Source organism: Streptomyces sp. NPDC057617, from assembly GCF_042800555.1.
Lineage (GTDB): Bacteria > Actinomycetota > Actinomycetes > Streptomycetales > Streptomycetaceae > Streptomyces.
The window spans coordinates 91762-117607 of the sequence record NZ_JBHVGV010000011.1 but is presented as its reverse complement, the minus strand read 5'-3'; the positions used below and the strand labels follow the sequence as shown (position 1 = coordinate 117607).

General features: G+C 71.4%; 20 protein-coding genes. 7 read left to right on the top strand and 13 right to left on the bottom strand.

Going from position 1 to position 25846, the window contains the following annotated elements:
- Positions 1-20 precede the first annotated feature (20 nt).
- A complete protein-coding gene (locus tag ACFU9P_RS25905) occupies positions 21-2273 on the bottom strand; it encodes a HelD family protein (protein ID WP_384085021.1) in 2253 nt (750 codons plus the stop codon).
- A gap of 335 nt (positions 2274-2608) precedes the next feature.
- Here ACFU9P_RS25905 and ACFU9P_RS25900 point away from each other — a divergent pair, with 335 nt between their 5' ends.
- Positions 2609-2809: a hypothetical protein gene (locus ACFU9P_RS25900; RefSeq protein ID WP_384085018.1), complete on the top strand. Its 201-nt coding sequence runs from the start codon at positions 2609-2611 to the stop codon at positions 2807-2809.
- 60 nt (positions 2810-2869) lie between these two features.
- Positions 2870-4093, top strand: coding sequence for a glycosyltransferase 87 family protein (locus ACFU9P_RS25895; protein WP_376381545.1), 1224 nt, complete (start codon positions 2870-2872; stop codon positions 4091-4093).
- Between the two features lie 186 nt (positions 4094-4279).
- Here ACFU9P_RS25895 and ACFU9P_RS25890 read toward each other — a convergent pair whose 3' ends face one another.
- The 3 genes from ACFU9P_RS25890 to ACFU9P_RS25880 are packed head-to-tail and all read right to left on the bottom strand — an operon-like array spanning position 4280 to position 9938.
- Positions 4280-5923 carry a DNA repair helicase XPB gene (locus ACFU9P_RS25890; RefSeq protein ID WP_384085014.1) on the bottom strand — a complete coding sequence of 548 codons (1644 nt, stop codon included), beginning with the start codon at positions 5921-5923 and terminating at the stop codon, positions 4280-4282.
- Positions 5924-5979: 56 nt separating this feature from the next.
- Positions 5980-8367, bottom strand: coding sequence for a tetratricopeptide repeat protein (locus ACFU9P_RS25885; RefSeq protein WP_384085011.1), 2388 nt, complete (start codon positions 8365-8367; stop codon positions 5980-5982).
- Positions 8364-9938, bottom strand: a complete 1575-nt coding sequence (locus tag ACFU9P_RS25880) for a hypothetical protein (RefSeq protein WP_384085008.1) — start codon at positions 9936-9938, stop codon at positions 8364-8366. The genes ACFU9P_RS25885 and ACFU9P_RS25880 overlap by 4 nt, the downstream gene beginning before the upstream one ends.
- A gap of 240 nt (positions 9939-10178) precedes the next feature.
- On the opposite strand from ACFU9P_RS25880, the gene ACFU9P_RS25875 reads away from it, so the two are divergent.
- Together ACFU9P_RS25875 and ACFU9P_RS25870 are read left to right on the top strand one after the other, a co-directional pair.
- Positions 10179-10748 carry a VanZ family protein gene (locus tag ACFU9P_RS25875; protein WP_384085005.1) on the top strand — a complete coding sequence of 190 codons (570 nt, stop codon included), beginning with the start codon at positions 10179-10181 and terminating at the stop codon, positions 10746-10748.
- A gap of 128 nt (positions 10749-10876) precedes the next feature.
- A complete protein-coding gene (locus ACFU9P_RS25870) occupies positions 10877-12706 on the top strand; it encodes a pectate lyase (RefSeq protein ID WP_384085002.1) in 1830 nt (609 codons plus the stop codon).
- A 21-nt stretch (positions 12707-12727) separates the two neighbouring features.
- Here the strand turns inward: ACFU9P_RS25870 and ACFU9P_RS25865 are convergent, their stop codons facing one another.
- On the bottom strand, positions 12728-15601 hold the full coding sequence (locus tag ACFU9P_RS25865) for a helicase C-terminal domain-containing protein (RefSeq protein ID WP_384084999.1): 2874 nt from the start codon (positions 15599-15601) through the stop codon (positions 12728-12730).
- Positions 15602-15797: 196 nt separating this feature from the next.
- Here ACFU9P_RS25865 and ACFU9P_RS25860 point away from each other — a divergent pair, with 196 nt between their 5' ends.
- On the top strand, positions 15798-16862 hold the full coding sequence (locus ACFU9P_RS25860; RefSeq protein WP_384084996.1) for a hypothetical protein: 1065 nt from the start codon (positions 15798-15800) through the stop codon (positions 16860-16862).
- A 147-nt stretch (positions 16863-17009) separates the two neighbouring features.
- Here the strand turns inward: ACFU9P_RS25860 and ACFU9P_RS25855 are convergent, their stop codons facing one another.
- From ACFU9P_RS25855 to ACFU9P_RS25845, 3 genes are read right to left on the bottom strand one after another with little or no spacing between them, the layout of a single operon-like run.
- A complete protein-coding gene (locus ACFU9P_RS25855; RefSeq protein ID WP_384084993.1) occupies positions 17010-17846 on the bottom strand; it encodes an ABC transporter ATP-binding protein in 837 nt (278 codons plus the stop codon).
- Positions 17843-18982 carry a FecCD family ABC transporter permease gene (locus tag ACFU9P_RS25850; RefSeq protein WP_384084990.1) on the bottom strand — a complete coding sequence of 380 codons (1140 nt, stop codon included), beginning with the start codon at positions 18980-18982 and terminating at the stop codon, positions 17843-17845. Before ACFU9P_RS25850 ends, ACFU9P_RS25855 begins: the two co-directional genes overlap by 4 nt.
- Before the next feature lie 20 nt (positions 18983-19002).
- Positions 19003-20037: a FecCD family ABC transporter permease gene (locus ACFU9P_RS25845; RefSeq protein ID WP_384084987.1), complete on the bottom strand. Its 1035-nt coding sequence runs from the start codon at positions 20035-20037 to the stop codon at positions 19003-19005.
- A gap of 199 nt (positions 20038-20236) precedes the next feature.
- Here ACFU9P_RS25845 and ACFU9P_RS25840 point away from each other — a divergent pair, with 199 nt between their 5' ends.
- Positions 20237-20956, top strand: coding sequence for an HAD family hydrolase (locus ACFU9P_RS25840; RefSeq protein WP_384084984.1), 720 nt, complete (start codon positions 20237-20239; stop codon positions 20954-20956).
- Here ACFU9P_RS25840 and ACFU9P_RS25835 read toward each other — a convergent pair.
- On the bottom strand, positions 20935-21192 hold the full coding sequence (locus tag ACFU9P_RS25835; protein WP_376381525.1) for a hypothetical protein: 258 nt from the start codon (positions 21190-21192) through the stop codon (positions 20935-20937). The genes ACFU9P_RS25840 and ACFU9P_RS25835 overlap by 22 nt on opposite strands.
- A gap of 178 nt (positions 21193-21370) precedes the next feature.
- On the opposite strand from ACFU9P_RS25835, the gene ACFU9P_RS25830 reads away from it, so the two are divergent.
- Positions 21371-21754 carry a cold-shock protein gene (locus tag ACFU9P_RS25830; protein WP_046507938.1) on the top strand — a complete coding sequence of 128 codons (384 nt, stop codon included), beginning with the start codon at positions 21371-21373 and terminating at the stop codon, positions 21752-21754.
- Between the two features lie 115 nt (positions 21755-21869).
- Here the strand turns inward: ACFU9P_RS25830 and ACFU9P_RS25825 are convergent, their stop codons facing one another.
- The 4 genes from ACFU9P_RS25825 to ACFU9P_RS25810 form a co-directional block, all read right to left on the bottom strand.
- Positions 21870-22748 carry a 1,4-dihydroxy-6-naphthoate synthase gene (locus tag ACFU9P_RS25825; RefSeq protein WP_384084979.1) on the bottom strand — a complete coding sequence of 293 codons (879 nt, stop codon included), beginning with the start codon at positions 22746-22748 and terminating at the stop codon, positions 21870-21872.
- Positions 22745-23506 (bottom strand): futalosine hydrolase, encoded by a 762-nt coding sequence (locus ACFU9P_RS25820; RefSeq protein WP_376381521.1) that lies wholly within the window; start codon positions 23504-23506, stop codon positions 22745-22747. The genes ACFU9P_RS25825 and ACFU9P_RS25820 overlap by 4 nt, the downstream gene beginning before the upstream one ends.
- Positions 23507-23574: 68 nt before the next feature.
- The gene (locus tag ACFU9P_RS25815) at positions 23575-24054 is read right to left on the bottom strand and encodes a DUF2771 domain-containing protein (protein WP_376381519.1); all 480 of its coding nucleotides are present in this window, start codon (positions 24052-24054) and stop codon (positions 23575-23577) included.
- 52 nt (positions 24055-24106) lie between these two features.
- Entirely contained in the window at positions 24107-25570 is a 1464-nt protein-coding gene (locus ACFU9P_RS25810; RefSeq protein WP_376381517.1) for an MFS transporter, read from the bottom strand.
- Between the last annotated feature and the right edge of the window lie 276 nt (positions 25571-25846).

The window sequence follows — 25846 nt, the reverse complement described above, 5'->3', positions numbered from 1 at the left end:
CCGCTCGTCCGGCCAGGGGATCAGTCCCGAAGCTCGGGCGGGAGCGGCTCCGAGTGCAGGACCGTCAGGCCTGAGACCGCTCGGGTCAGGGCCACGTACAGACGGCGCAGGCCGGTGCGTTCGTCCGGTTCCGCGGTGACGACGAGCGTGGGGTCGTCCAGGACCACGTAGTCGTATTCCAGACCCTTCGCCAGCGAGGCCGGGACCAGGGTGAGTCGGGAGGCCGCCGTCGTCTCCTCGCCCGGGGAGAGCCAGGGCATGCCCGCCGCTGCGAGAGCCTCGCGCAGGGCCGGGATTCTGGAGTCCGCAGCGATCAGGCCGGTGGAACCCTCATGGGCCAGGGCTTCCGTACAGGCCGCCACGACCGCCGCGTCCAGGGCGTCCGTACCGCCGGCCGCGCCGGGCACCTCCCGTACCTCCAGCGAGCCCGGCGACTCGCGGACCGACCGGACCTCCGCCAGGCCCGGCGAGATGTGCGGGAGCAGCCTCGACGCGTACGCGATGACCTCGCGCGGTACGCGGAAGCCCGCCGTCAGCTCTTCGACCACCGCGTCCGCCTTGCCGAGATGGCGCAGGGCGTCCGCCCAGCTCGCCGTGGCCCAGGGGGTGGTTCCCTGGGCCAGGTCGCCCAGGACCGTGGCCGAACCCGTCGAGCAGCGGCGGCCCACCGCGCGGTACTGCATGGGGGACAGGTCCTGCGCCTCGTCCAGGACGACATGGCCCAACGAGTGCGTACGGGCGATCAGATCGGCCGTCTCGTCGATCAGCACCGCGTCCGCCGCCGACCACTTCACCGACTTGAGGCCGCGCGCCGGCTTCGTCCACAGGATCGTCCGCTGCTCGTCGTCCGTCAGCAGGCCCTCCGCGTGCTCGGCCAGGAACTCCGCGTCGGAGAGCAGCCGTAGCACCAGTTTCGCCGGATCGACCGGCGGCCAGACGGCCTTGACCAGCGCCTTCACCGCCGGGTTCCGTGCCACCGCGTCCTGCACACGGTCGTCGGGCGCCTCGCCGGCCCGTTCCATCTGTACGAACACGGCGTGCGCGACCCGTTGCGGAAGGGCCTCGCGGGCGGCGCCGTACCGCATGTCCCGGGCGAGCAACTCCCGGACGATCTCTTCGAGTTCGTACACCGGCACGCGCCAGCGCCGCGAGCCGCGCACCACCACGACCCCCTCCGTCGGCAGGGTCACATGCGCCCGTACGGCCCGGCGCAGGACCTCCGCCATCCGGGCGTCGCCCTTGATCACCGCGGCGGGTGCCGGGTCCGTACCGCGTACCTCGACCGAGGCGGCCGAGGTGGCCCCGGCGACCCCGCCGGCCCCGGTGACCAGGTCGTCCACCGTCGACTGCCTCACCTCCAACTCGCCCAGCGCGGGCAGGACTTGCTCGATGTAGTGGAGGAAGGACGCGTTCGGCCCGATGACCAGCGTGCCCGTACGGGCCAGCCGCTCGCGGTGCGCGTACAGCAAATACGCGACCCGGTGCAGGCCGACCGCGGTCTTGCCGGTGCCGGGACCGCCCTGGACACAGACCGTACCGCCGAGGCCGCTCCGTACGATCTCGTCCTGCTCGGGCTGGATCGTCGCGACGATGTCCCGCATGGGGCCGACACGCGGGCGTTCGATTTCCGCCTGGAGCAGTTTGCTGATCTGCACGGCCTCGGCGGGATCGGTGAGGTGCTCGTCCTCGTACGCGGTGAGGTCGCCGCCGGTGTAACCGAAGCGGCGGCGCAGCGCGACATCGAGCGGGTCCTTCTTGGAGGCGCGGTAGAACGGCTGGGAGACGGGGGCGCGCCAGTCGATGACCATCGGGTCGCCGTCGGCGTCGTGCACATGGCGACGGCCGATGTAGAAGCGGTCGCCCTCGGCGCCTTCGGCCTCGGCGGCGCCCACGGCGTGCAGATAGTCGAGGCGGCCGAAGAATAGGGGGGTGTGGGAGAGATCGGCGAGCGCCTTGATGCGCTCCTCGATCTGGGACTCCAGGACGGCGGCGTTGACCCAGTTCGCGGTGACATCGCGGATGTCGAGCGCCTGGACGTCCTCGCGCATGGCGCGGAGGGCGGAGCGGGAGGCGCTGAGGTGGGCGCGCTCGGTGGAGAGAGGGTCGGCGGCGAGGGGGGCGGCGGGGTCGGAGCCGGTGGTTTCCGCAGGGGCGGCTGGTCTGGCCGGTTCGGGTTCGGCGGGTTCGGTGAGGGTGGCGAGGTCGGGGGTCTGGTCGGGGTCGTACGCGGGCACGGTCTTTGCCTCCGGGCAGTACGCACGCCGAAACGCCACGAGCCGGTCGGTCGACAGACGGGCCCTGGCGGTCGGCGTGGATCACATCATGGCGGTGGCCGTCCGGTTTCCGTCCGGACGGCGGCGCTCCGCAGAGGGAGGCGGGCAAGAGGGGAGATTGTAGTCAGCGGGGGCGGGACGGGCGAATGGTTTTTCTGCCGGTGCCGGTGCGGGCCTCGGCGGCGGGCCCGCGACGCCCCTGTGTCCGTCCCGTAGGGGAGACCCCGTATGCCGGGAGTCGTACGGGCCACCGCGCCCCGAGTCGTACGCGCCGCCCGGGAGGTTCCGTCCATGGTTCGATGCGTACGCCGGTGCAGCGAATCCATCATGGACATATGAGCACAGCAGCCTTCACCCCATCCCACGCCCCGCACGGCGCGCCGCCCGGCGCGACCGCCTCGGGCACCGCACCCCACCCCGCCCACCACGTCGGCAACGCGCTGCGCGCGGTCAAGGTCTTCGTGAGCACCGCGTTCCGGGTGGCGGTCCTCGGGGAGTACGCGGAGGAGGCCGACATCCGGCGCCGTACCCCCTGAGCACCGCTTACGATGGTCTCCGTCGCTGTGTGGCGCGCCTGATCCACTAGGGTCGCGGCCGTGACCTACCCGACCGTGACCCCCCGCTCACTCGCCGCAGTGGGCGCGCTCGCCCTGTCGCTGGCCGTGTTCGCCACGCTCTGTGTCGCGCGGCAGATCCCCATGGCCGACACGCTCGTCTACCGGGCGGAAGGCGCGGCGGTCGTCGGCGGCACCGACCTCTACGGGTTCACGGTCACCCAGTGGCAGCTTCCCGCCACGTACCCGCCGTTCGCCGCGATCCTCTTCGTACCCACGACCTGGCTGCCCGTCGATGCCCTCAAGGTTGTCTTCGTCATCGGGAATGTCGCGCTGCTGGCCCTGTTCGTACGGCTGTCCTGGCGCTTCGCGGGGCTGCCGGCCGGTCCCGTACCGCTGCTCGTGGCCGTCGCGGCCGGGCTCTGGCTCGAACCCGTCTTCCAGACCGTCCTCTTCGGCCAGATCAATCTCGCCCTCGCGTGTCTTGTGCTGTGGGACCTGTCGAGACCGGAGCACGCGATCGGGAAGGGCTTCGCGCTCGGTGTGGCCGCGGGCATCAAGCTGACTCCGGCGGTCTTCATCGTGTACCTGCTGGTGACCGGGCGGGTACGGGCGGGCCTCACCGCCCTCGCCGCCTTCACCGGGACGGTGCTGCTGGGGGTGCTCGTACTGCCTGCGGCCAGCGCCGAGTTCTGGACGCGGCGGCTCTTCGAGACCGGGCGGGTCGGCAAGCCGTGGATCGTCGACAACCAGTCGTTGCAGGGGCTGCTCGCGCGTGTCCTGCACACCCCGGAGACAGATGCGCTGTGGGTGGTGGTGGCGGGGGTCACGGCGGTGGCCGGGCTGTGGACGGCCCGCAGGGCGGTCGTACGGGCCGGGTCGGAGAGCTGGGGCGTGCTGGTCACCGCGCTGACGGCGCTGCTGGTGTCGCCCATCAGCTGGTCGCACCACTGGGTGTGGTGCGTTCCGCTGCTGGCGGTGCTGATCGCGGAGGGCCGGTTCCGTACGGCGGCGCTGGTCGGGGTGGTCTGGACGGCCCGCAGCTTCTGGGCCGTACCGCACGAGGGTGAACGGGACCTCCGGCTGCCCTGGTGGCAGCAGCCGCTGGCCTCGCCGTACGCGCTGTGCGCCCTGGGCCTGCTGGCCTTCGCGGTCTGGCGCGTCTGCACCACGGCGGGCACGGCGCCGGTACGGGGCGGGGTACTGGTCCCGTCGCCACGTACGGAGTCGGGCTCGGGCGTGAGCACGTCGGCGGGGACGGGGTGAGGGGGCGGGCGAGGCGGTCGGGGCAGGGCCCGGGCGAGCGGGGGCCCGTGGGCCGCAGCCGCCGGGGAGGCCGGCAGCCTGAGCGAGCCGGGCAGCCACCACGTCCAGCAGCCGGCCCCCAGCAGCCGGCCTCAGTCCGCAACCAGCTCAGTCCGCAACCGCCTCAGTCCCCCGCCGGCAGACCCCTCAGTCCCCCGCCAGCAGCTCGTCCGCGTCCACGATCCGGTACGCGTACCCCTGCTCCGCCAGGAACCGCTGCCGGTGTGCCGCGAAGTCCTGGTCGATCGTGTCGCGCGCGACGACCGAGTAGAAGCGCGCCTCGTGCCCGTCCGCCTTGGGCCGCAGCACCCGGCCCAGCCGCTGCGCCTCCTCCTGGCGGGAGCCGAACGTACCCGAGACCTGGATCGCGACCGTCGCCTCCGGCAGGTCGATCGAGAAGTTCGCGACCTTCGACACGACCAGCACCGAGATCTCGCCCTGCCGGAACGCCTCGAACAGCAGCTCCCGCTGCGCGTTGCTGGTCTCGCCCTTGATGACCGGCGCGTCGAGATGCTCGCCCAGCTCGTCGAGCTGGTCGATGTACTGGCCGATGACCAGCGTCTGCTCGCCCATGTGCTTCCGTACCAGCGCCTCCGTCACCCGCCGCTTCGTCGCGGTCGTCGCGCAGTACCGGTACTTCTCCTCCGTCTCGGCGGTCGCGTACGCGAGGCGCTCGCTGTCGGTGAGGTTGACCCGTACCTCGACACAGTCGGCCGGGGCGATGTACCCCTGCGCCTCGATCTCCTTCCACGGCGCGTCGAACCGCTTGGGCCCGATGAGCGAGAAGACGTCCGACTCGCGGCCGTCCTCCCGTACGAGCGTGGCGGTCAGCCCGAGACGGCGGCGGGCCTGGAGGTCGGCGGTGAACTTGAAGACGGGCGCGGGCAGCAGATGCACCTCGTCGTACACGATCAGACCCCAGTCGCGGGAGTCGAACAGTTCCAGGTGCGGATAGATGCCCTTGCGACGGGTCGTGAGCACCTGGTACGTGGCGATGGTGACCGGGCGGATCTCCTTCTTGGTACCGCTGTACTCGCCGATCTCGTCCTCGGTCAGCGAGGTGCGCTTCACCAGCTCGTGCTTCCACTGGCGGGCGGAGACGGTGTTGGTGACCAGGATCAGGGTCGTCGCCTTGGCCTGCGCCATCGCGCCCGCCCCGACCAGGGTCTTGCCTGCGCCGCAGGGCAGGACGACCACGCCGGAGCCGCCGTGCCAGAAGCCCTCGACGGCCTGCTTCTGGTACGGGCGCAGCGCCCAGCCGGTCTCGTCCAGCTCGATCGCGTGCGCCTCGCCGTCGACATAACCGGCATGATCCTCGGCCGGCCAGCCCAGCTTGAGCAGCGTCTGTTTGATCTGGCCGCGCTCGGAGGGGTGCACGGCGACGGTGTCGGGGTCGATCCGGGCGCCGACCAGCGGCTGGATCTTCTTGGAACGGAGGATCTCCTCCAGCACCGGACGGTCCGTGGACGTCAGCACGAGACCGTGGGTGGGGTGCTTGGAGAGGACGAGCCGCCCGTAGCGGGCCATCGTCTCGGCGACATCGACGAGCAGGGCGTGCGGCACGGGATACCGCGAGAACTCCACCAGCGCGTCCACCACCTGCTCGGCATCATGCCCGGCGGCCCGCGCGTTCCACAGCCCCAGCGGAGTCAGCCGGTACGTATGGATGTGCTCGGGAGCCCGCTCCAGCTCGGCGAACGGCGCGATGGCACGACGGCAGGCCCCCGCCTGCTCGTGGTCGACTTCGAGCAGCAATGTCTTGTCGCTCTGGACGATGAGCGGTCCGTTCACGTACCTGCACCCCTTCCGCGCGGGCCAAACGTCCAGTGTGCCTCATGCACGAGCGATCACATCCGGCTCTCGACGGTTCGCATGCCGGCTCCGGTCCGCCTTCGCGCCCGGTCGATGAAGTCGAGCGTGTGGACGGCTTTCTCCGTCTCGCCGATCTGGTGATACAGATCCGCGGCGAGTTCCAGGTTCTCCAGAGCCTCGGTGTTGCGGTCCTGCTGAAGGAGCGCGCTCGCGAGATTCGTGAACTCGGTGGCCAGACCGTGGTCGTCCTTGCCTTCGAGGAATGCCTCCAGGGCGAGGGTGTGCAGCCGTACAGCCTTGTTCCACTTGCCCTGCTCCTGGCGGACAAGGGCCATGTTGCCCAAGGTCATGGCCTCGCCGCGGCGGTCGCCCAGGCGCCGGAAGATGCCCAGAGCGTCCTGTTGTGCGGTGAGGGCCGCTTCGAACTCCCCGGCGGTGGTCAGCGTGCCACCCAAGTTGGACAGCTCGATTGCTCTCTCATGGGGCATGAGCAGGCCGTCGGTCATGTTGAGCGCGCGTTTGTGCAGGGCTATGGCCCGCTCGGCCTTGCCGTCATTCCGTATCGCCTTGGCGAGGCCGCCCAGAGCCTGGGAGTAACCGCGCAGGTCGCCCTGTTTCCGGAAGATTTTCGCGGCCTTGCGGAGGGCGCGGGAAGCCTCCTCCGCACGGCCCATCTCGATCAGAGTCTCGCCGATGTTGCTGAGAGCGCGGGCCCTCCCGATCCGGTGATCGCCGCGCTTGAACAGCCGTGCGGCTTCGGTGTGGGCCGCCACGGCTTGTTCGAACTTGTGCTGCTCATGTAGCGAGAGTCCAAGGTTGTTCAGCGCGCTGGCCAAGGCTTGGCGCTTCTTCAGCTTCCGGCAGATCTTGACGGCCCTGTAGTGGGTGCGAACCGATTTTCGCAGCTTGCGCATGTCCCGGAGCACCACACCGAAGGAGCTCAGAAAAGATGCCTCGCGAAAACCGTCCTTGCGCCTTCGACTAGACCGGATGCCCGCGGTCAGTACCCGCCCGGCGTCCTCCACGTATCGCATTTCCATCAGGAATTGCGAGATGGGCACCGCCAGGGCCACACACATCAGATCGTCGCCGGCCTTGTGAGCCCAGATGGCGGCCGCGACCAGGGTGTGCCGTTCTGACTCCAGCCACTGCAGCGCCGAGGTTCGGTCGGAGAAGAAGGGCTCCGCCGCCGGTCGCTGTACGACAGGGCCGAAGAGTGTTTCGCACGCCAGCGTGGCCATCTTGTGGAAGTAGGCGAGCAGACGCATGAGGCCCTCGCCCCAGGAGTCGTTGCCCGACGTGAGCCGCTCCCGGGAGTAGAGGCGTACAAGGCTGTGCTGCTGCCAGCGGCCGTACGGTTCTCGTGGCTCGACCAGGTGTCGGCGTGCCAGGTCCAGCAGGAGCCGTTCGGTTTCCTTGAGGCTCTCGCCGTACAGCTCGGCCGTGGCCTCGGTGGAGAAGTCCGGTCCGGGGTGGAGAGACACCAGCCGGAAGAGCTTGGCCTGGTCTTTGGTGAGCCTTCGGTAGGACAGTTCGAACGCCGCGGTCACGGCGCGTTCCTCCCGGCTCAGCACGGAGAGTCTGGAGTGCGTGTCCTCGAGGTCTCGGCGGAGGAGGGACAGGGGCCGCGGCGGCACGTCCACGAGCAGGGACGCCAGGATGCGCAGGGCCAACGGCAGACCGCCGCACAGCGCGACGAGCCGGTCGGCCTCGCCGGGCTCGACCGCCATCCGCGAGTCCTCGGGCAGGGCCGTGCGGAGGACGTCGCCCAGCAACTCCCGCCCCTCGTCGGCGGGCAGCTCCCGCAAGGTCAGCGCCAGGGCGTCCAGTTCCGCGAGGGAGTGCCGCGAGGACACGAGCGTGGCCGTGCTCCCGTCACTCGGCAGGAGATGGCGGATCTTGCCTGTGGCCGGTACGTCGTCCAGGACGACCAGGACCCGTTGCCCGGCAGCGGCCAGTGCGTCGAGCGCGGAGCGGTACATGAGTACGCGTTCCTCGATCCCGGGCGGAATGTGTTCCTGGGCGATGCCGAGCGCTCGCAGCAGGATGGCGAGGGCCCGCTTCGGTGACACCTTGGCCTCCGCGTCGTAGCCGTGCAGATCGACGAAGAGAACCCCACCGGGGAACCAGCCCTCTTCCCGCAGCGCTCGGTGGGCGGCCTGGAGAACGAGTTCGGTCTTGCCCGTGCCGGCGAGCCCGGTGACCACCACAGTGCCGGCCGTCTCGTCCGGCGCTGTCGGCGCCAAGGCCGCGAGGACCTGCTCCAGCTCAGCGCCGCGCCCTACGAAGGTCGCCGACTGCCGGGGAAGTCCGGCAAGCGCGGGGTCCGGGCGGCCCGGGAGCGTCAGGGTCACGGTCCGCCCTTGGACGACGGTGCCGAAGAACACTCCTCCGCTGATATGGTTCTCGGTTCTGCCGGTCATTCCCCGGCCTGCCTGTGCCGGGCGACGGCCCTGCTGAAGGCGAGAACCTCAGCTACGGTGAACAGGCTTCTGGTTTCCTCGGTGACCACGTACCCGACCTCGCGCCAGGCGTGGAGGAACGCGGGGTCGATGCCCATCTCGACCGCATGCTCTGCCATGTTCAGCAGCATGTCGTCGAAGTACTCCTTGGTGAGCGGGGTGGGCTCGTCGGCGTCAGGGTCGAAGAACATTGGGTCGCCCGGCCCCGGCTCACGGCCGAACTTCTCCCGGAAGGCGTCCAGTTGGCCTTCCATGCCTTCCATCAGCTCCTGTCCGCGCAGGGTGTCGGTCGAGATCCGTATCACGGAACTGCCGTCCGCGTTCCAGATGCGCTCGACAGGGCGGTCGGACCGGCGACGCGTGGTTGCCGTCCTGCCGGACTTCGTGCGGACCTTGTGCATCACTGCCTCGCGCACGGCCTCACGCCGCTCGGCCCATCGCTCGTCCGGTTCCTCATGAGTGCCGTCCGCGATGTCGGCGCTGGCCGCCTCCTCGAGATCGGCGGCGCCCTCGCGAGCGGCCGCGCTCAGGCGCATTCTGGCGTGCATGCCCGCCCAGTCCAGCAGGTCCGGGGTGATCACTGCTTCCCGCGTGGAAACCTTGGGAATGCCCAGCTCAAAGGCCAGGCGCGGCAGGGCGAGGCCGGGAGAGCTGGTCCACAGCAGGGCCTCCGAGGGGATCGACTCGGTGAAGGCGGGCACTGCGAAGAGACGCCCGAGGGTGTCGGCGACGGACATCTCCAGCGCGGGAGCGACAAGGAGGATGTCGAGCAGCGGCACCAGCGTCGATGCCTCGTCCAGGGAAAGAGCCCACACCGCGGCATGTTCGACCACGTCTTCCAGAAGCTCGCCAGGCTTCGTCATGAGCGCCGCGTACAAGGCCGGCAACAACACTCGGGATTCCTGTTTCACTGACAGTCCGGCATCGCGGAACCGGCGTAGCCCGTCGCGGAGAATGGCCTCAGGCGTGTCGTCGGCCCACAACTCCTCCGTGTTTTTCCAGAACCGCCTGATCCGTTCTCTTGCGTCCTTCGGCGGGTCGGGGAGCCGCAGGTCCAGAGACGGCCCGTAGACCGTGCGGCAGCCCTGGAGGGCGGCCTCGGGCAGCAGCCGCCTGGGCAGACGGCGCTGGTCGAGGCCAGCCGCCTCAAGCCGGCCGGCGACCGCCAGCATCAGTTTCCCCTCGTCCACCGGGAGCTCCAGCTCCTCGCTAGCCGAGACGACTTCGCGTACGAATTGCTGGAGGCTCTTCCCGTGTACGGTGCCTTGCAGAAGGCGCAGCCACGCGTCACGCGCGTTGGCGAACTCGAACTCGTCACGAAAGGCTCCGGGCCAGGCCGCTCCTAGGAAGAGCGCGTCCAGCGGGTCGATCTCCTGGTGCCAGTCCGGGTCGGTTCCTTTCCGCTGGGTGTACCCCAGCGACACGTAACCGAACGCATAGGCACCGGCCAGGCTGAGCTTCCCCGGTGCGTTCGAGCGCAACAGCCGCCCGAGCGCCTCCTCGCCGAGTGCTTGCGGGTCGCCACCGCCCATGGCTTTGGCTGAGGTGGCCGAGACCGCTCTCCGTGCCCGCTGTTCCTGCTTCTTCCTCGATGCTTTGCCCACATCGCCCTCCCCGGAGCAAGGATGACGCATCGCATCGGACTCGACTGCGGTATCCCGGGAACCCTCGACAAGCGGGTTGAGGAACCCTGTGGTTGAGGGGGTTCGGGGGCCGTCGGTGGGCGTACGGGGGCGGGGTGGGGGCATCAGGGGGGTATGGGTGGTGGGAGCGTGGGTGCCCGGGTGGGGCGGGGGATTGTGGTGGCGGTGGCCTTTGTGGCGCTGGTGGCGTTCTCGGCCGTACTGGCGAGACTCACGCTGACGCCGTCCCCGGCCTCCGCGGAGATCGCGGGGGCCAATCTGCGGCCGGGGCATTCGCTGCGGCAGTACGTGGAGAGCTACACGTTCCTCGGCGCGTGCCGGCAGATCGGCGGGAATCTGCTGCTGGGGGCGCCCTTCGGGCTGTTGCTGCCGGTGCTCGTGCCGCGCAGGATGCGGATGGCGCGGGTGGTGCTGCTGACCGCGCTGGTGATGGTGCTGGTGGAGCTGGCCCAGGGGGCGATCGTCGAGGGGCGGGCCTTCGACATCGACGATGTGATCCTCAACACGACCGGCGCGCTGCTCGCGTACCTGATCGCGCTCACCGCGTACCGCGCGATCGGGCGCCGCGTGGGCCGCCGCCGCGCCCGCCGTGCCGGCGCCCGTAGCCGTACCCGTACTCGTACCCGCCGTGCCCGCCTCAGCGGCCTTCGCCTTCGCCTCTTCCGGGCAGCCCCGAAGAAGCGCGCCGCCAAGGACTGATCCAAGGGCTGGCCCGTTCTCATACGAAAGTGCTGTCCACATACTTGAAGAGTGTGCACGGGGTCACTACCTTCCCGAGGTGACAGCGGCACCCGTGTTCAGCCACCGCCGAGGGAGGCACTTCTCGCATGAAGAAGCCCTGGAAGACGCCCTTGAACCGCCGCACATTCAGTCAACTCGCCGTAACTCCGCTGCTCGCGGGGCCCGCGCTGCTCCGGCCCGGGGTGGCTCAGGCCACGTTGGGAGCCTCGCCTGCCTCGTCGCGGAGTACCGTCGTACGGGCCGTGAAGCGGGCCGTCGCGTTCATGGACGGGACCGTCTCCTACAGAGGTGGATACGTCTGGAACTATCTGCCCGATCTCTCCGTCACCTGGGGCGAGATGGAGGCCAAGCGCACCATGTGCTGGGTCCAGCCGCCCGGTACGCCCTCCGTCGGCCACAGCCTGCTCGACGCGTACCACGCCACCGGCGAGGAGGTCTGCTGGCGGGCCGCCGAGCGGACCGGGCTCGCGCTCGTCGAGGCCCAGCTCCCGGTGGGCGGCTGGAACTACATCCATGACTTCGCCGGTGAGGACTCCCTGCGCGACTGGTACGAGACGATCGGCGCCAACGGCTGGCGGCTGGAGGAGTTCCAGCACTACTACGGCAACGCCACCTTCGACGACGCGGGCACCTCGTCCGCCGCCCAGTTCATCCTCCGGCTGTACGCCGAGCGCCGCGACCCCCGCTTCAAGCGCTCGCTCGACCGGGTCATCGGCTTCCTGCTCGCCTCGCAGTTCAAGGGCGGTGTCGCCGACGGCGGCTGGCCGCAGCGCTATCCCGCGTTCGCCGGATCCGTCAGCCGCACCCCCTGGCCCGACAAGCGCCCGCCCTGGCTGCCGGGCGATGTACGGCACGGCATGGAGGACGGCGAGTACACCCAGCAGGTCACCTTCAACGACGATGTCCTCGGCGAGAACATCAAGTTCCTGCTGATGTGCATATCGACCCTCGGCCGCCGCGATCTCATCGACCCCGTCCTGCGGGCCATGGAATGTCTGCGCCGGATGCAGCAGCCCGCACCCCAGGCCGGCTGGGGCCTCCAGCATCTCTCCCGCGCCAAGGGCGGCCGGCCCGCGGGGGCACCCGCCGGAGCGCGTTCGTACGAACCGCGAGCCCTCGCCACCCACACCACCCAGACCAATGTCCAGCAACTCTTCCACTACTTCCGGCTGACCGGCGACCGCGCCTATCTGCGCCGGGTGCCCGAGGCCCTCGCCTGGCTGGAGAGCTGCGCGCTGACGAGCGAGCAGATCGCCGAGAACCCGCTGCTGGCCGGCCGTACCCACCCGACCTTCGTCGAACTCGGCACCAACCGCGCCCGGTTCGTCCACCGCTTCGGCTCCAACATCCGCAACGGCGCGTACTACAACGACTACGACCACAAGGACACCCTCAGCCACTACTCCGGCGGCCGCTCCGTCGATCTCGCCGGTCTGCGCGCGACGTACGAGGAACTCGCCGCGCTGACCCCCGCTCAGATCGCCGCCCTGCGCGCCCGTTCACCGCTCTCGCCCGCCAACGCGCACGGCGGCCGGATCCCGCTGCCGCGCTACTTCTCGCCGCGCGATCTGCAACTCTCCGACCTGCTGCGGGACGCCCCGCTGCCGCTGCCCACCGTGACGGACGCCGAGGCGGCGGCGCTCGTGGACGGCCTCGGCACGCGCGACCACTGGCTGACGCCGGTCGACCAGATCACCAACCCGTACCAGGGGCCGGGCTCGACGCGGCCGTACGACGGCCGCGCGTATATGAGCAAGCACGTCGGCGACCCGCGCGACACCTCGCCGTACAGCCCGAAGGACCCGCCGCTGGAGCCGCCGTACCGGCCCACCGAGCCGCCGCTGTGCATCAGTTCGGCCGCGTATGTGGCGAACATGGCGAAGCTGATCGGGTACGTGGCGGGTGCCGGGTCCTGAAACGGCAGGGCTCTTACGCTCTTACGCGGGGTCGTCGGCCAGTTCGGCGACCCCGGTGATCCGGTGCAGTGGGTACGTACGGACCTCGTCCGCGGTGTGGTCGTACGCCGTCACATAGCCGCCCTCCACCCGCACCGGAGCGATGACCCGCTGGCTGGCCGCGCCATCGGCGTTGACGTAACCGATCCAGACCGCCGAGCCGGTCATGGCGGCGGCCTGGACTGTCGCGAGGGTCTCTGCGGAGGTGGTACGGGGGAGCCGGCCGTCCGGTGAGAGCGCGATCATTGACGCGCCGTCGGCCGAGGGCGCTCCGTTGCCCGAGGGCGCGTCGTGCGCGGCCGGTACGGACGGCGGAACCTGCTCCGGCACCTGCGCCTGGGCCGGCTTGCGGGCCACCGTGGCCGCCCTGTCCCCGGCCCTGATCGCCCGTACCGCCGCGCCCAGCAGCGTCGCGTCCGGTACGGGCGGGCCGTCCGGGACCGGCGCGGGCGCGGCCCGGGGCGGGGTCCGGTGGGCATGGGCGCGGGTGATCATCACATCGCCCTCGGCGGACTCGGCGGCGGGCGCGAACCCCATGGTGCGCAGCCCGTCCAGCAGGGCCGCCGGATCGGCGTGGGCGGACAGCACGGTCGGCGCGAGCCGGCGCAGCCGCAGGGACTGCGACCGCTTGTCGGCGAGGATCTCGTCGAGTACGGCCTCGTCGTCGCAGCGTACGTACGCGGAGGCGGAGCCGACCCGGAGATGGCCGTGCTTGCGCGCCACATCGTCGATGAGATAGGCGAGCGGCTGCGGAACGGGCGTACGGCTGTGGGCCTTCAGGAAGTCGTGCAGATCGGAGGCGGACCGGCCGGCGTCGAGGGCGCGCCGTACCGAACCGGGGGTGAAGCGGTAGACCGTGGCACCGCCCTTGGACTCGACATCGGCGGCGACGGAGAGCAGCTCGGCGAGCGGGCGGAGGAGGGGGCCGGGGGCTACGGCGGTGAGATCGGCCTGGAGGAGGACATGGTCGAGCGGCTCGGGGAGATGGGGCGCGAGGGCCACGGCGGCGCGGAGGCCTGCGGCACTGAGGGCGGCGGGGCTGAACGCGGCGGTGGTGCTGAAGGCGGCGGTGCTGGGCGAGGCTGGGCCGGGTCCGGCTGGGCTGAGTGCGGCTGGGGCGAGTGCGGCCGCGGCGAGTGCGGCGCCTGATTCGGTGCCGGTGGTGCCGGTGGTGCCGGTGGTGCCGGTGGTGTGGGTGCTGCCGGTGGTGCGGGTGGTGCCGGTGGTGCGGGTGGTGCCGGTGGTGCGGGTGGTGTTTCCGGCGCCCGCACGTGAACCGGGGCCGCCGCTCTCCGCCCCCGCCACCGGGCCCAGCAGCGCCCGGCCGTGTGTTGAGAGCGCTCCCCGGCCCGTCACCCCCAGCATCTCCGCCTCGTTCAGCGTCCAGGCCGCCAGCCGCGAGCGCAGATCGTCCGCCCGTCCGGTGGCAGACGCGCCGCGCAACGGGCGCTCCCAGCGCAGCCGCGCCAGCAGCGATTCGGGGTCGGGGGCGATGCCCTCGGGCAGGGTGGCGAGGAGTTCCAGGATCCGTCGCCGTACCTCGGGCGCGGCACCCCGGTCCAGGTCCGGGCCGAGCGCCGCGAGCGTACGCCCCTTGCTGTCCTGACTGCCCGCCAGTCCGGGCGTACGGGTCGACGCCAGCCAGGCCGTCGCGATCCTGCCCCACCGCTCGGGCGAGGGAAGCTCCTGCCACTCGTCGTACGAGGGCGTCGGCGCGTACCGCTCGTCGGCCTCGCCGTCCGTGGCCAACAGCCCTGCGGTATAAGCGAGTTCGACCCAGAACGCGGCCACCGGCTCGGAGACGCCGAGGGCACTGGCGGTGCGTTTGAGATCGCGTACGGAGAGGCCGCCCGCGCGCAGGACGTTCGGCCCGCCCTCGTTCCAGTCCTTGGCCAGTTCCTCGATGGTGGCGAGCGCGGTGTACGCCTGGGCGGCGGCCGCGCTGTCCACCACCTGCGGTCGCGCTCCGGCGTGCGCCCCGCCGGCGGCCTCCGGTGCGCGGGGCGCGACATCGGGGGCGAAGGGCTCCGGCGTACGGTGTGCGCGCCCGGCGCGCAGATGCAGCGCGGCCTCGCGCGGGAGCACGACCGTACGGGTGGTCGCGGGCAGCAGCAGCCCCCGGTCGCGCAGCCACTGCACGGGCGGGGTGGGTGTGGAGGTGACCTCCCCGTACGGCGGCCCCCACACCAGCCGGTCCAGCACTGAGAGCGCTTCCATCGGCGCGGTGTCGAGCAGCGCCGCCATCCGCGTGCGGTCGGTGAAGAGCCCGGTCAGCGCGGCGACGGCGGAGACCGGATCGTGGGTGGAGGGCAGACCGGCCGCCGCGAGGATCTCCTGGAGACGGCCCGGCGACATGCCCGAGGTCGCCTCGGCGACGGTCGGGCCGAGCCCGGTCGGTGAGGGGTGCGCGGGGGAGGGCGCGAGGAGTTCGCGGGCGGTACGGACCAGCCGCAGCCGGTCGTCACCGCCCCAGATCAGCGCCCGGTCCCGCAGCGTACGGACCGCGACAGGCAGCGCCTCCTCGATCCGCGGATCGCCCTCGTCGCCGGTCAGCAGCGCGCGCAGCGTGCCGTACGGCGCGGGCTCGGGCGCCACGGCCAGCGCCTCCGCGGCCTGCAGCGTGAACCGGTCGAGCCGCTCCAGCGCCCGTACGACCGACGCGCGGGTGCCCGCGCGGGTCGCGAGCTGCGACAGGTCGCTGGGAACGGGGGTGAGGAGATCGGGCCTGGCACGCAGCAGCGCGGCGAGTGAACTGTCGCTCTGGGTACGCAGGGCCTCCGCGAGCGTGCGCGGTGGCGTACCGCCGGTTCCTTCGGGCACGTGCGCCTCCTGCTCGGCCTTTCCACGGGTCCCCATCCGTTCCACGTTAGCCCCTGAGGGGCGCTTCACCCGCGCCGCGGGGCCCGGGGGCGGCGGCGGGTGTGGTGCCGAGTCTGCTCCGTACCCTGCCCGGAGCGGACATACGGCGCGCGTGTTCGGGGTGGACGTTCGGGGATGACTCCGACACCATCGCGGGTGGCGGTGAGCGCTTGTCGCTGGTGCGGAGGACTGTGTGGGGATCGAGAGCGACCAGCTCGTCTTTGACTATCTGAGCCGGGTCGGGGATGTGGCACAGCAGCAGCAACTCCCCTCCGGGGAGCGGATGCGGCTGGTGTCGACGCTGCGGAACGAGATCGACCGGCAGCGCGGCAGACCGGGCTCCGGCGGCCCGGCGGCGGTGCGCCGGATCCTGGGGCGGCTGGGGACGCCGGACGCGGTGGTACGGGCGGCTTCCGAGGGCGGGTTTGAGAGCGCTTCCGAGAGCGCGTACGAAGCCGTGTTCGAGGACGGGCCCGAGGAGCCGTGGCCGCAGCGGCCGACCGTGCCGGGGCAGCGCAAGGCGGAACCTGTCGATGCGGACGTCTTGCGGGCTTCGGCGCCACCGCCTCCGCGCGAGGCGCCGTCCCCGGAATTCGGCGAGCCCGACTGGTGGCGGATCCAGCTCGGGCCGATGGACCCGACGGCGGGCGACCGGGGGGTCTGGGCGGGGATCGAGGTCCCCGAAATACTGAAACCGCCGCCGGAGGATCCGGAAGAGACGAAGAAGGAGGACGGCGAGGGGGAGAAGGCGGGTGGCGCGCGCGGGTGGCTGGTGAAGCTGCGGCGCGTGGCGGGCGTCGGCGAGAAGCCGGGCGGGGCCGGGAAGGCCGAGAAGGCCGGGAAGGCCGAGAAGCCGGCTGAGGCGAAGCCGGACCAGAAGCCCGGGAAGCCCGGGAAGCCCGGGAAGCCCGGGGTGCTGAGCGGCTTCTCCAGTCCGTTCCTGCTGGTGGCCGCCGTGCTGCTGGTCGCGGGCGCGGTGATCGGCTCCTGGATCGCCCTGGGCCTGGGCTGGCTCCTCGCGTACGCCTCGCGCAGGCTCTCCCGTACGGAAGCGAAGTGGGCGGTCTTCGGCCTGCCCGGCATCTCGGCGGCGGGCGGCCTGGTCTGGCTCTGGGGCCGCATGGACGGCCGCTGGGGCGAACCGATCCCGGACACGGGCATGGCGGAAGCGCTCTCAGGGGTCTGGCCGGTGGTACTCCGCACGGCGGCGGTGACGTCGGCGCTGTACTTGATCTGGCGGGCGCGCCGTCGCGGCTAGGGCCGGCGCCGCGAGGGGCCGGCGCCGCTGGGCCCGGCGCTGGTGCCTTGTCCTCAATCGCCGGACGGGCTCAAAATGCCCGCAGCCCGGGCTTGCTTGTCCTCAATCGCCGGACGGGCTGAAAATGCCCGCCGCCCGGGCTTGTCCTCAACCGCCGGACGGGCTGAGTTTTCCTGCGGCCGGGGCCGAGGGTGCCTCCGGGCTGAAGGGGGCGCCCGGGACTACCAGGGGGGAGCCCGTTACCGGGTCCGGGATGACTATTGCTTCGAGGCCGAAGACCTCTCGTACCAGGTCCGCCGTCACCACCTCGCCCGGCGGGCCCTCCGCGATCACGCGGCCCGACTTCATCGCGACGAGGTGGTCGGCGTAGCGGGCCGCCTGGTTGAGGTCGTGGAGGACGATCACGACCGTACGGCCCTGCTCGTGGTTGAGGCGGCGCACCAGGTCGAGGACCTCCACCTGGTGCGCGATGTCCAGGAAGGTCGTCGGTTCGTCCAGGAGCAGCAGGTCCGTCTCCTGTGCCAGGGCCATCGCGATCCAGACGCGCTGGCGCTGGCCGCCGGAGAGTTCGTCCACCGGCCGGTCGGCGAGAGCGCTCACATCCGTACGGGCCATCGCCTCGGTCACCGCGCGCTCGTCCTCGTCCGACCACTGCTGCCACCAGTGCTGGTGCGGCTGGCGCCCGCGCGCCACCAGGTCCGCGACCGTGATCGCCTCGGGCGCGACCGGCGACTGCGGCAGCAGCCCGATCGACCGCGCGATCCGCTTCGTCGGGATCTTCGACAGCTCCGTACCGTCCAGCAGCACCGAGCCGCCGCGCGGCTTCAGCAGGCGCCCGAGCGCGCGCAGGGTTGTCGACTTGCCGCAGGCGTTCGGCCCGACGATGACGGTCACCTGCCCGTCGGGGACGGCCAGTTCGAGCTCGTGGACGACCGTACGGTCCTCGTAGGCGAGCGTCAGCTCGCGGGCCATGAGCCTGCTCATGCGGTCCCTCCCTTTCGTATCCCCGTCGCACCCGTACCCGCACCCGCGCCCACGGCACGGCTCCGGACGATCAGCCAGATCAGATACGGCGCGCCCACCGCGGCCGTCAGCACGCCCACCGGCAGCTCCGTCGGCGCGAGCACCTTGCGGGCCAGCAGATCGGCCAGTACGACGACGACCGCGCCCGTCAGCGCCGAGCAGAGCAGCGGGATCTGTGCGGTACGGGTCAGCCGCCGCGCGATCTGCGGTGCCAGCAGCGCCACGAAGTCCACCGGCCCCGCCGCGCCCGTCGCGACCGACGCCAGCACCACGCCGAGCAGGACCAGTCCGAGCCGGACGCGCCCGAGCCGTATCCCCAGCGCGGTGGCCGTGTCGTCGTCCACCGACACCGTGCGCTGCGCGTACGCCGCCCACAGCATCGCGGGCACCAGCGCGAGCAGCAGCCAGCCGAGCGGGGCGGCCTCGTCCCAGCCGCGGCCGTTGAGCGAACCGGTCATCCAGACCTGCGCCTGCTGCGCGACCAGATAGTCGCCCTTGGTCAGGAAGAGCGTGGTCACGGAGCGCAGCGCGATCGCGAAACCGATCCCGATGAGCACGAACCGGGTCGCGTGCAGCCCGCCGCGCCAGGCGAACACGTACACCAGCGCCGCCGCCAGGATCCCGCCGGCGACCGACAGATACGGCAGGACGGCGAACGACGTGACGCCGAAGGTCATCGCGCCGACCGTGAGAGCGCTCGCACCCTGGCTGATGCCGATGATGTCCGGGCTGGCCAGCGGGTTGCGGGCGACGGTCTGGATCAGCCCGCCCGCCACGCCGAACGCGAGCCCCACGAACAGCCCGGTCATCATGCGCGGCAACCGCAGCGTGCCGACGACGAGTTCGTTCGCGGACGGCTGCCCGCTCAGCACCCGTACCACCTCGGAGGGCGGTACGAAGCTCTCGCCGACACTCAGATACGCGACGCACACCGCCGCCAGCACCACCGCGAGCCCGCCGGCCACCACGGCCGCCCGCCGGTGCAGCAGGAACGAGCCGCGTCCGATCCGTACGCGGGTGTAGCCGGTGGGACGTACGCCCGTCGTCCGGGCGGCGGACGTCGCGTCCACCGTGTCGGTCGTGGTCCGGGCCGTCATGCCGGCACCGCCTCCCGCCGTCATGCCGGCACCGCCTTCCTGCGGACGAGCGCGACCAGGAACGGCACCCCGAGCAGCGCCGTCGTCACCCCCGCCGGAATTTCGCCCGGCGGGAACACGATCCGGCCGACCACATCGGAGACCAGCAGCATCACAGGACCGAGCAGCGCGGCCATCGGCAGCACCCAGCGGTGGTCGGTGCCGACGATCGCGCGGGCGATATGCGGAACGGCCAGGCCGACAAAGGCGATCGGCCCCGCCGCCGCGACGCCGACTCCGGTGAGTACGGTCGCGCCGACCCCGCCCAGGACCCGTACCGCCGCGACATTCTGGCCGAGCCCCTTCGCGACGTCCTCGCCGAGCGCCAGCGCGTCCAGGCCGCGCGCCACCGAGACCACCAGCACCGTGCCCACCAGCAGGAACGGCCAGACCTGGGCCACCACTTCGGAGTCCCGGCCGGCCACCGAGCCCACCTGCCAGAAACGGAACTCGTCCAGCGCCGCCGCGTCGGTCGTCAGTACGGCCGTTGTCACCGAGAGGAGCAGCGCGTTGATCGCGGCACCGCCCAGGGCGAGTTTGACCGGGGTCGCGCCGCCGCGCCCGCTGGAGGCGACCGCGTACACCGCCACCGAGGCGATGCCCGCGCCCGCGAACGCGTACCAGACATAGCCGGTGAGGGTGTGCACGCCGGCGAAGGCGATGGCCAGCACCACTCCGGCCGAGGCGCCCTGGCTGATGCCGAGGATGCCCGGGTCGGCGATCGGATTGCGGGTGATGCCCTGGAGGACGGTGCCCGCGAGGGCGAGCGCGGCGCCGACCATCAGCCCGATCAGCGTGCGCGGCACCCGCAGTTGACGGATGACCTCGGCATCGTCGCCGCGCGCGCCGTGCAGCAGCGCGTCGACGACGGCGGAGGGGGCGACGGCGCGCGCGCCGACCGCGAGGCTGAGGAGGACCGCGAGCAGTACGGCGACGACGGCGGCCGCCGTCCAGCCGATACGGCGGGCGACCAGGACGCGTCTGACACCGGGGACCGGCGGGGCGGCGGCTGACATGCGGACCAATCGGGGCGAGAGCGGTTTCTGACGGGCGGGTGCGGGTGCGGGTGCGGGCGTACGGGTACGGGGGCGGGCTGGTGCGAGTGCGGGCGTACGAATGGGGCGTGCGGGCAGGGTCGGTTGAGGTCGGGGCTGGTTAGGCTTGGCTAAGTCTAAGCACCCGGTTCAAGCCATCCCCCTGGGCACAATGGGTGCCATGGCTTCCTCCTCGGACCGTCACGCGCCCACGGTCGGCTTCGACCTCGATATGACCCTCATCGACTCCCGCCCCGGTATTCACGCCGCCTACCTGGCACTTTCCGCCGAGACCGGGGTCCCGATCGACGCCGATCTCGCCATCACCCGGCTCGGCCCGCCACTCGAAGAGGAACTCGCGCACTGGTTCCCCGAGGACCGGATCGAGGAGGTGGGCGACCGTTACAGGGAGATCTATCCCACATTCGCCATCGCCCCCACGCCGGCGATGCCCGGCGCCCGCGAGGCGATCGCGGCGGTGCAGGCGCTCGGTGGCCGGGCGATCGTCGTCACCGCGAAGCACGAGCCGAACGCCAGACTCCATCTGAGCCACCTCGGTATCGAGCCCGACGAGGTGATCGGCTGGCTGTGGGCGGAGGCCAAGGGCGAGGCGCTGCGCGCGCATGGCGCGACGGTGTACGTCGGCGACCACACCGGCGATGTGCGCGGGGCGCGTTCGGCGAGAGCGCTCTCGGTCGCCGTACCGACCGGACCGTGCGACGAGGAGGAACTACGGGCGGCGGGCGCGGATGTGATCCTCCCGGACCTGAGAGCGTTCCCGGAGTGGCTGAACAGCTACGCGGCTGTGCTGCCCGGCAACTTGGCGGTCGCTCCGGTCACCCCAGTCGCTCCGGTCACGCCTGTCACGCCAGTCACTGATCAGGCCACCGATTTCGCCTGACGGCGCTGCGCCGCGATCGAACGCAGCACCCCCGCCCCGGCGATCAGGAATCCGACCCCCATCAGCATGCACACGGCGTACGCGAACGACGGGAACGGATCCGTCCCCAGGAACAGTGGCGCCACGGTGATCAGCGTCGCGATCGCGCCGACGATGAAGACGATCGCGCCGATACGGACCAGTCCGTCGCCGGGCCCGGGCTCGTCCGTGGTACGGGGTGCAGGAGTAGCAGTCACCTCACCAGGGTAGTTCCCTGCGGACAGCAGCGGACAGGAACCATCCGGCGACGTCTTGTCACCAGCCTCTGGACCATTAGCCTTGGGGGTGGCGGGTCGGTGGACCCGCTGTAGTGCTATCCAGAGCCGTTTTTGTGCGCGCCCCAGCGCCCCAACGAGTACGAGGACGAGGACAGACGTGCCTACCGGCAAGGTCAAGTGGTTCAACAGCGAGAAGGGCTTCGGCTTTCTCTCCCGTGACGACGGCGGCGACGTCTTCGTGCACTCGTCGGTCCTCCCTGCCGGAGTCGACGCGCTCAAGCCAGGCCAGCGCGTGGAGTTCGGCGTGGTCGCGGGCCAGCGCGGAGACCAGGCACTCTCGGTGACGGTCCTCGACCCGACCCCCTCGGTCGCGGCGGCGCAGCGCCGCAAGCCGGATGAACTGGCCTCGATCGTCCAGGACCTGACGACCCTGCTGGAGAACATCACGCCGATGCTGGAGCGCGGCCGCTACCCCGACAAGGTCCATGGCGCGAAGATCGCGGGCCTGCTGAGAGCGGTTGCAGACCAGTTGGACGTATGACGGACGTATGACACAGCAAGTCGCCCGAATCCGGAACAGGTTCGAAAAGCTGCGGATCAGGTTCGGGCTCCGGGCCGGACAATTCCGGCTTCGGACCGGGTGATCGGGCGTCGGATCAGATAAAACGCAGCGCGTCACGGCCGAGGGGCGGTACGAGTCCCTCGGCCGCGGCACGCGTGAGCAGCCCGTGGACCGCCGCGTAACCGTCGTCGCCCAGATCCGCGGTGAACTCGTTGACGTACAGCGCGATGTGCTGGTCCGCCACCGCCGGGTCCATCTCCTGGGAGTGCTCCAGGACGTACGGGCGTGAGGCCTCCGGATCGTCCCAGGCCATCCGTACCGACCTGCGCGCCGACTCCGCCAGCAACTCCAGTGTCCCGGCGCCGAGAGAGCGCTTCGCGATGATCGCGCCCAGCGGGATCGGCAGGCCGGTGGTGGACTCCCAGTGCTCGCCCATGTCGGCAAGGCAGTGCAGCCCGTAATTCTGATAGGTGAACCGCGCCTCGTGGATGACGAGTCCGGCGTCCACCTTGCCGTCCCGTACCGCCGGCATGATCTCGTGGAACGGCAGGACGACCACCTCGCCCACCCCGTCCGGTACGACATCCGCCGCCCACAGCCGGAAGAGCAGATAGGCCGTGGACCGCTCGCTCGGCACCGCGACCGTCTTGCCGGTCAGGTCCATGCCCGGCTGCCGCGTCAGTACGAGCGGACCGCAGCCGCGGCCGAGCGCGCCGCCGCAGGGCAGCAGGGTGTACTCGTCGAGGACCCAGGGCAGCACGGCGTACGAGACCTTCAGTACGTCCAACTCACCGCGTTCCGCCATGCCGTTGGTGATGTCGATGTCCGCGAAGGTGACATCGAGATCCGGCGCGCCCGGCACCCGGCCATGGGCCCAGGCCTCGAAGACGAAGGTGTCGTTCGGGCAGGGCGAGTAGGCGATCCGGAGCGGCGGCACGGGGGTCGCCCCAGGCACTGGTGTCTGCGCGGTCATGACGGCTCCTCGAAGACCGGGGTGAGCAGCGTGAAGGCGTGCCGCAGCGATTCCAGCGCCCGGCCGATCTGCCAGGAGGCGCGGTCGCGCGGTCCCACGGCGTTGGAGATCGCGCGGATCTCGGCGCACGGTACGGAGTGGACGGCGGCGGCTTCCGCGACCCCGTACCCCTCCATCGCCTCGGCGGCGGCCCGCGGATGACGCCCCGCCAGCACGGCCGCGCGGGCCGCCGTACCGGTCGTGGTGGAGACGGTGAGGACGGGGGCGAGGACCGCGGGGATCTCCGGATCGGCCCGTCCGGCGTCCAGGATCTTGGCGAACCGGGCCGCCAGTTCCGCCGGAGGCCGGTGCACGCCGCGGCCGAAGCCCAGTTCGTCGACCGGCAGGTAGCCGTCGGGCGTCTCGGCGCCCAGGTCCGCCGCGACCATCGAGTCCGCGACCACCAGCGAACCGACCGGGGCGCGCCGCGCGAAACCGCCGCCGATACCGGCCGAGATGACGAGATGGTACGGAGGGTCGTACGGCGAGGCCGCCAGCGCGGTCGCGGTGGCGACGGCGGCCGCCGTCGGGCCGACCCCGCCGGCCAGCACGTCCACCACCGGTATCTGCACGGAGCCCGGGCGTGGCGTGTACTGGGCGTGGCTCGCGATCTCGTATCCGCCGGTCAGTTCGCGGACACCGCTGCCGGCGAACCGGCTGAGTCCCGCGACGACGGAGTCGGCCTCCGCCGCCACCGCCGTTACGACAAGTACGCGCATCGGGGGGCCTTCCAGGGGCGCGGTCGAGGGACGGAAGGAGAAGGCCGGGAGGCCTTGCGGTCAGGAGGTCAGGAGGTCTTCTTGAACTCGAACTGCCAGATGCCGATCAGTTCCTTGCCGCTGGTCTCCACGATGCTGACCTGCGTGGCATTGGTCGTCTCGCCGGTCTGGCTGGAGAAGAACGCGCTGCCCGGGATCGTACGGTACGTCTTCTTGTACGGCTCCTGCTCGGCCTGCTGGCCGTCGATGAACAGCGTCCAGCCGTGCTCGGCGATGACCGGGTCGACACCGAAGTGGACCTGGTCGTCCATCGCGACCTCGACGGTCTTCTCGGCCTTCTTGTTCAGGCAGGGCTGGATGTCGGCCGGCTTGATCGCCCCGCCGTCGTTGTAGCAGGCGGCCTCGGTGTTGACCGAGTTGTCGCCGACCGTCACGGTCGCGAGCGGCGTCGGCTTGTCACAGGCGGCGAGGACGAGGAGCCCGGCGGATACGGCACCGAGGGCGACGCCGGCCCTGCGGGCTCTGCCAGAGAAGAACGCAACGGTCATGGGCCGAAGGCTATCGGTCGTACCGGGTGGGCTCGCGAGGGGGTACGGCGGCTCATGCCACGCGCGGGTGCGAGGCGCCGCCGTGTCTGGCCGCGGTGAGCAGTCCCCGTACGGCCGTCAGCGCCCCCGTACCGACGATCGCCGCGGCGACGGACATGCCCAGTACCCCGTTGAGCGGCAGCGCGATCCCGATCGCGCCGCCCACCACCCAGGACATCTGGAGCAGCGTCTCGGAGCGCGCGAAGGCGGACGTCCGCACCTCCTCCGGTACGTCCCGCTGGATCATCGCGTCCAGGGACAGTTTCGACAGCGCCTGGCACAGGCCCGCCGTCGCGCACAGCAGCGCCATCAGCAGGCCGCCGAAGAACAGTGCCGCGAGGATCGCGACGCTGAGAGCGATCCCAAGCATCGTGGCGATGATCAGTTCGGGGCCGCGGGCCTTGAGCCAGGCGCCGATCGCGGTGCCCAGCGCGTTGCCCGCGCCGGCCGCGACGCCGACCACTCCGAGGGATACGGCCGCGGACTGGCCGGGGAGCGGGTGCTCGCGCAGTAGAAACGCCAGGAAGAAGATCAGGAAGCCGGAGAGGGCGCGGTGGGCCGCGTTCGCCTGGAGGCCGTGCAGGACGGAGGGGCCGACGGTACGGAGACCGGGCCGCCTCTCGCCGCGCTTTCCGTTCTTCCCGTTGCGCCGGTCGCCGTTGCGCTGGTCGCGCTCTCCGCGCTCCCCGTGGGTGACCAGGCGCGCCTTGCGCTCGCCCTTCGCCGAGTCGACCTTGTGCGGCAGGGTGAACGCCAGGAACGTTCCTCCAAGGAAGACCAGACTCGCGCCGTACAGCGGCCACTTGGGCCCGATCTGGTGCAGCCCGGCACCGATCGGCGCCGCGACCCCGGTGGCGAGCAGCCCGGCGAGGGTGACGCGTGAGTTGGCCCGTACCAGCGAGAAGCGCGGTGGCAGCAGCCGTGGCACGACCGCGCTGCGGACCACTCCGTACGCCTTCGACGCGACGAGTACGCCCAGCGCCGCCGGATACAGCTCCAGGCCGCCGGTGATCACCGCGGCCGACATCGTGATCGCGAGCGCGGCCCGGGTGAACATCGCGCCGGCCATGGCGGCGCGGCGGCCGTGCGGAAGACGGTCGAGAAGGGGGCCGATCACCGGGGCGAGCAGGGTGAAGGGGGCCATGGTGATGGCGAGATAGAGCGCGACACGGCCGCGGGCCTCGTCGGTCGGTACGGAGAAGAAGACGGTCGAGGCGAGCGCGACGGTGATCATGACATCGCCGGCGCCGTTCACGGCGTGCAGCTCGATCAGCTTGCCGAGCCCCGACTCGCCCGCGCCGTGTGCGTGGGTGGCGCGGCGGATGCCCTTGGCGGTGCCGGTGACCGGCACGCGTACGGCATGGCCGATGACCCGCCCCGTCCTGCGGAGCGGGCCGGCTGCGTCGTCGGACGACCTTGCGGCTGCCACCCCGTCATAGTGCCCCAAGGGCCCGGGGTGCGAACCGATCCCGGGCATGACGGGGCCGTGACGGTGCCATGACGGAGGAGTGAGGGTGAGCGGGGGCCGTGGGGCGGGCCGGGGTCCGGCGCGGGCCGGACGTTCGGCCGGATCTTCGGCGGGGCGGGCCGGGCTGTCGGCCGGATCTTCGGCGGTGGGGCAGGTCGTCGGCCGGGTCTTCGGCGGGGCGGGCCGGGTGCCTTCGCAGGCCGGGGCGAGGCCGGCCGGGCGGGACCTCTGCCGGCCCGGGGGGGGGCCGCGCGGGCGCGGCAGCTGCTCGTGGGGGGGCGAGAA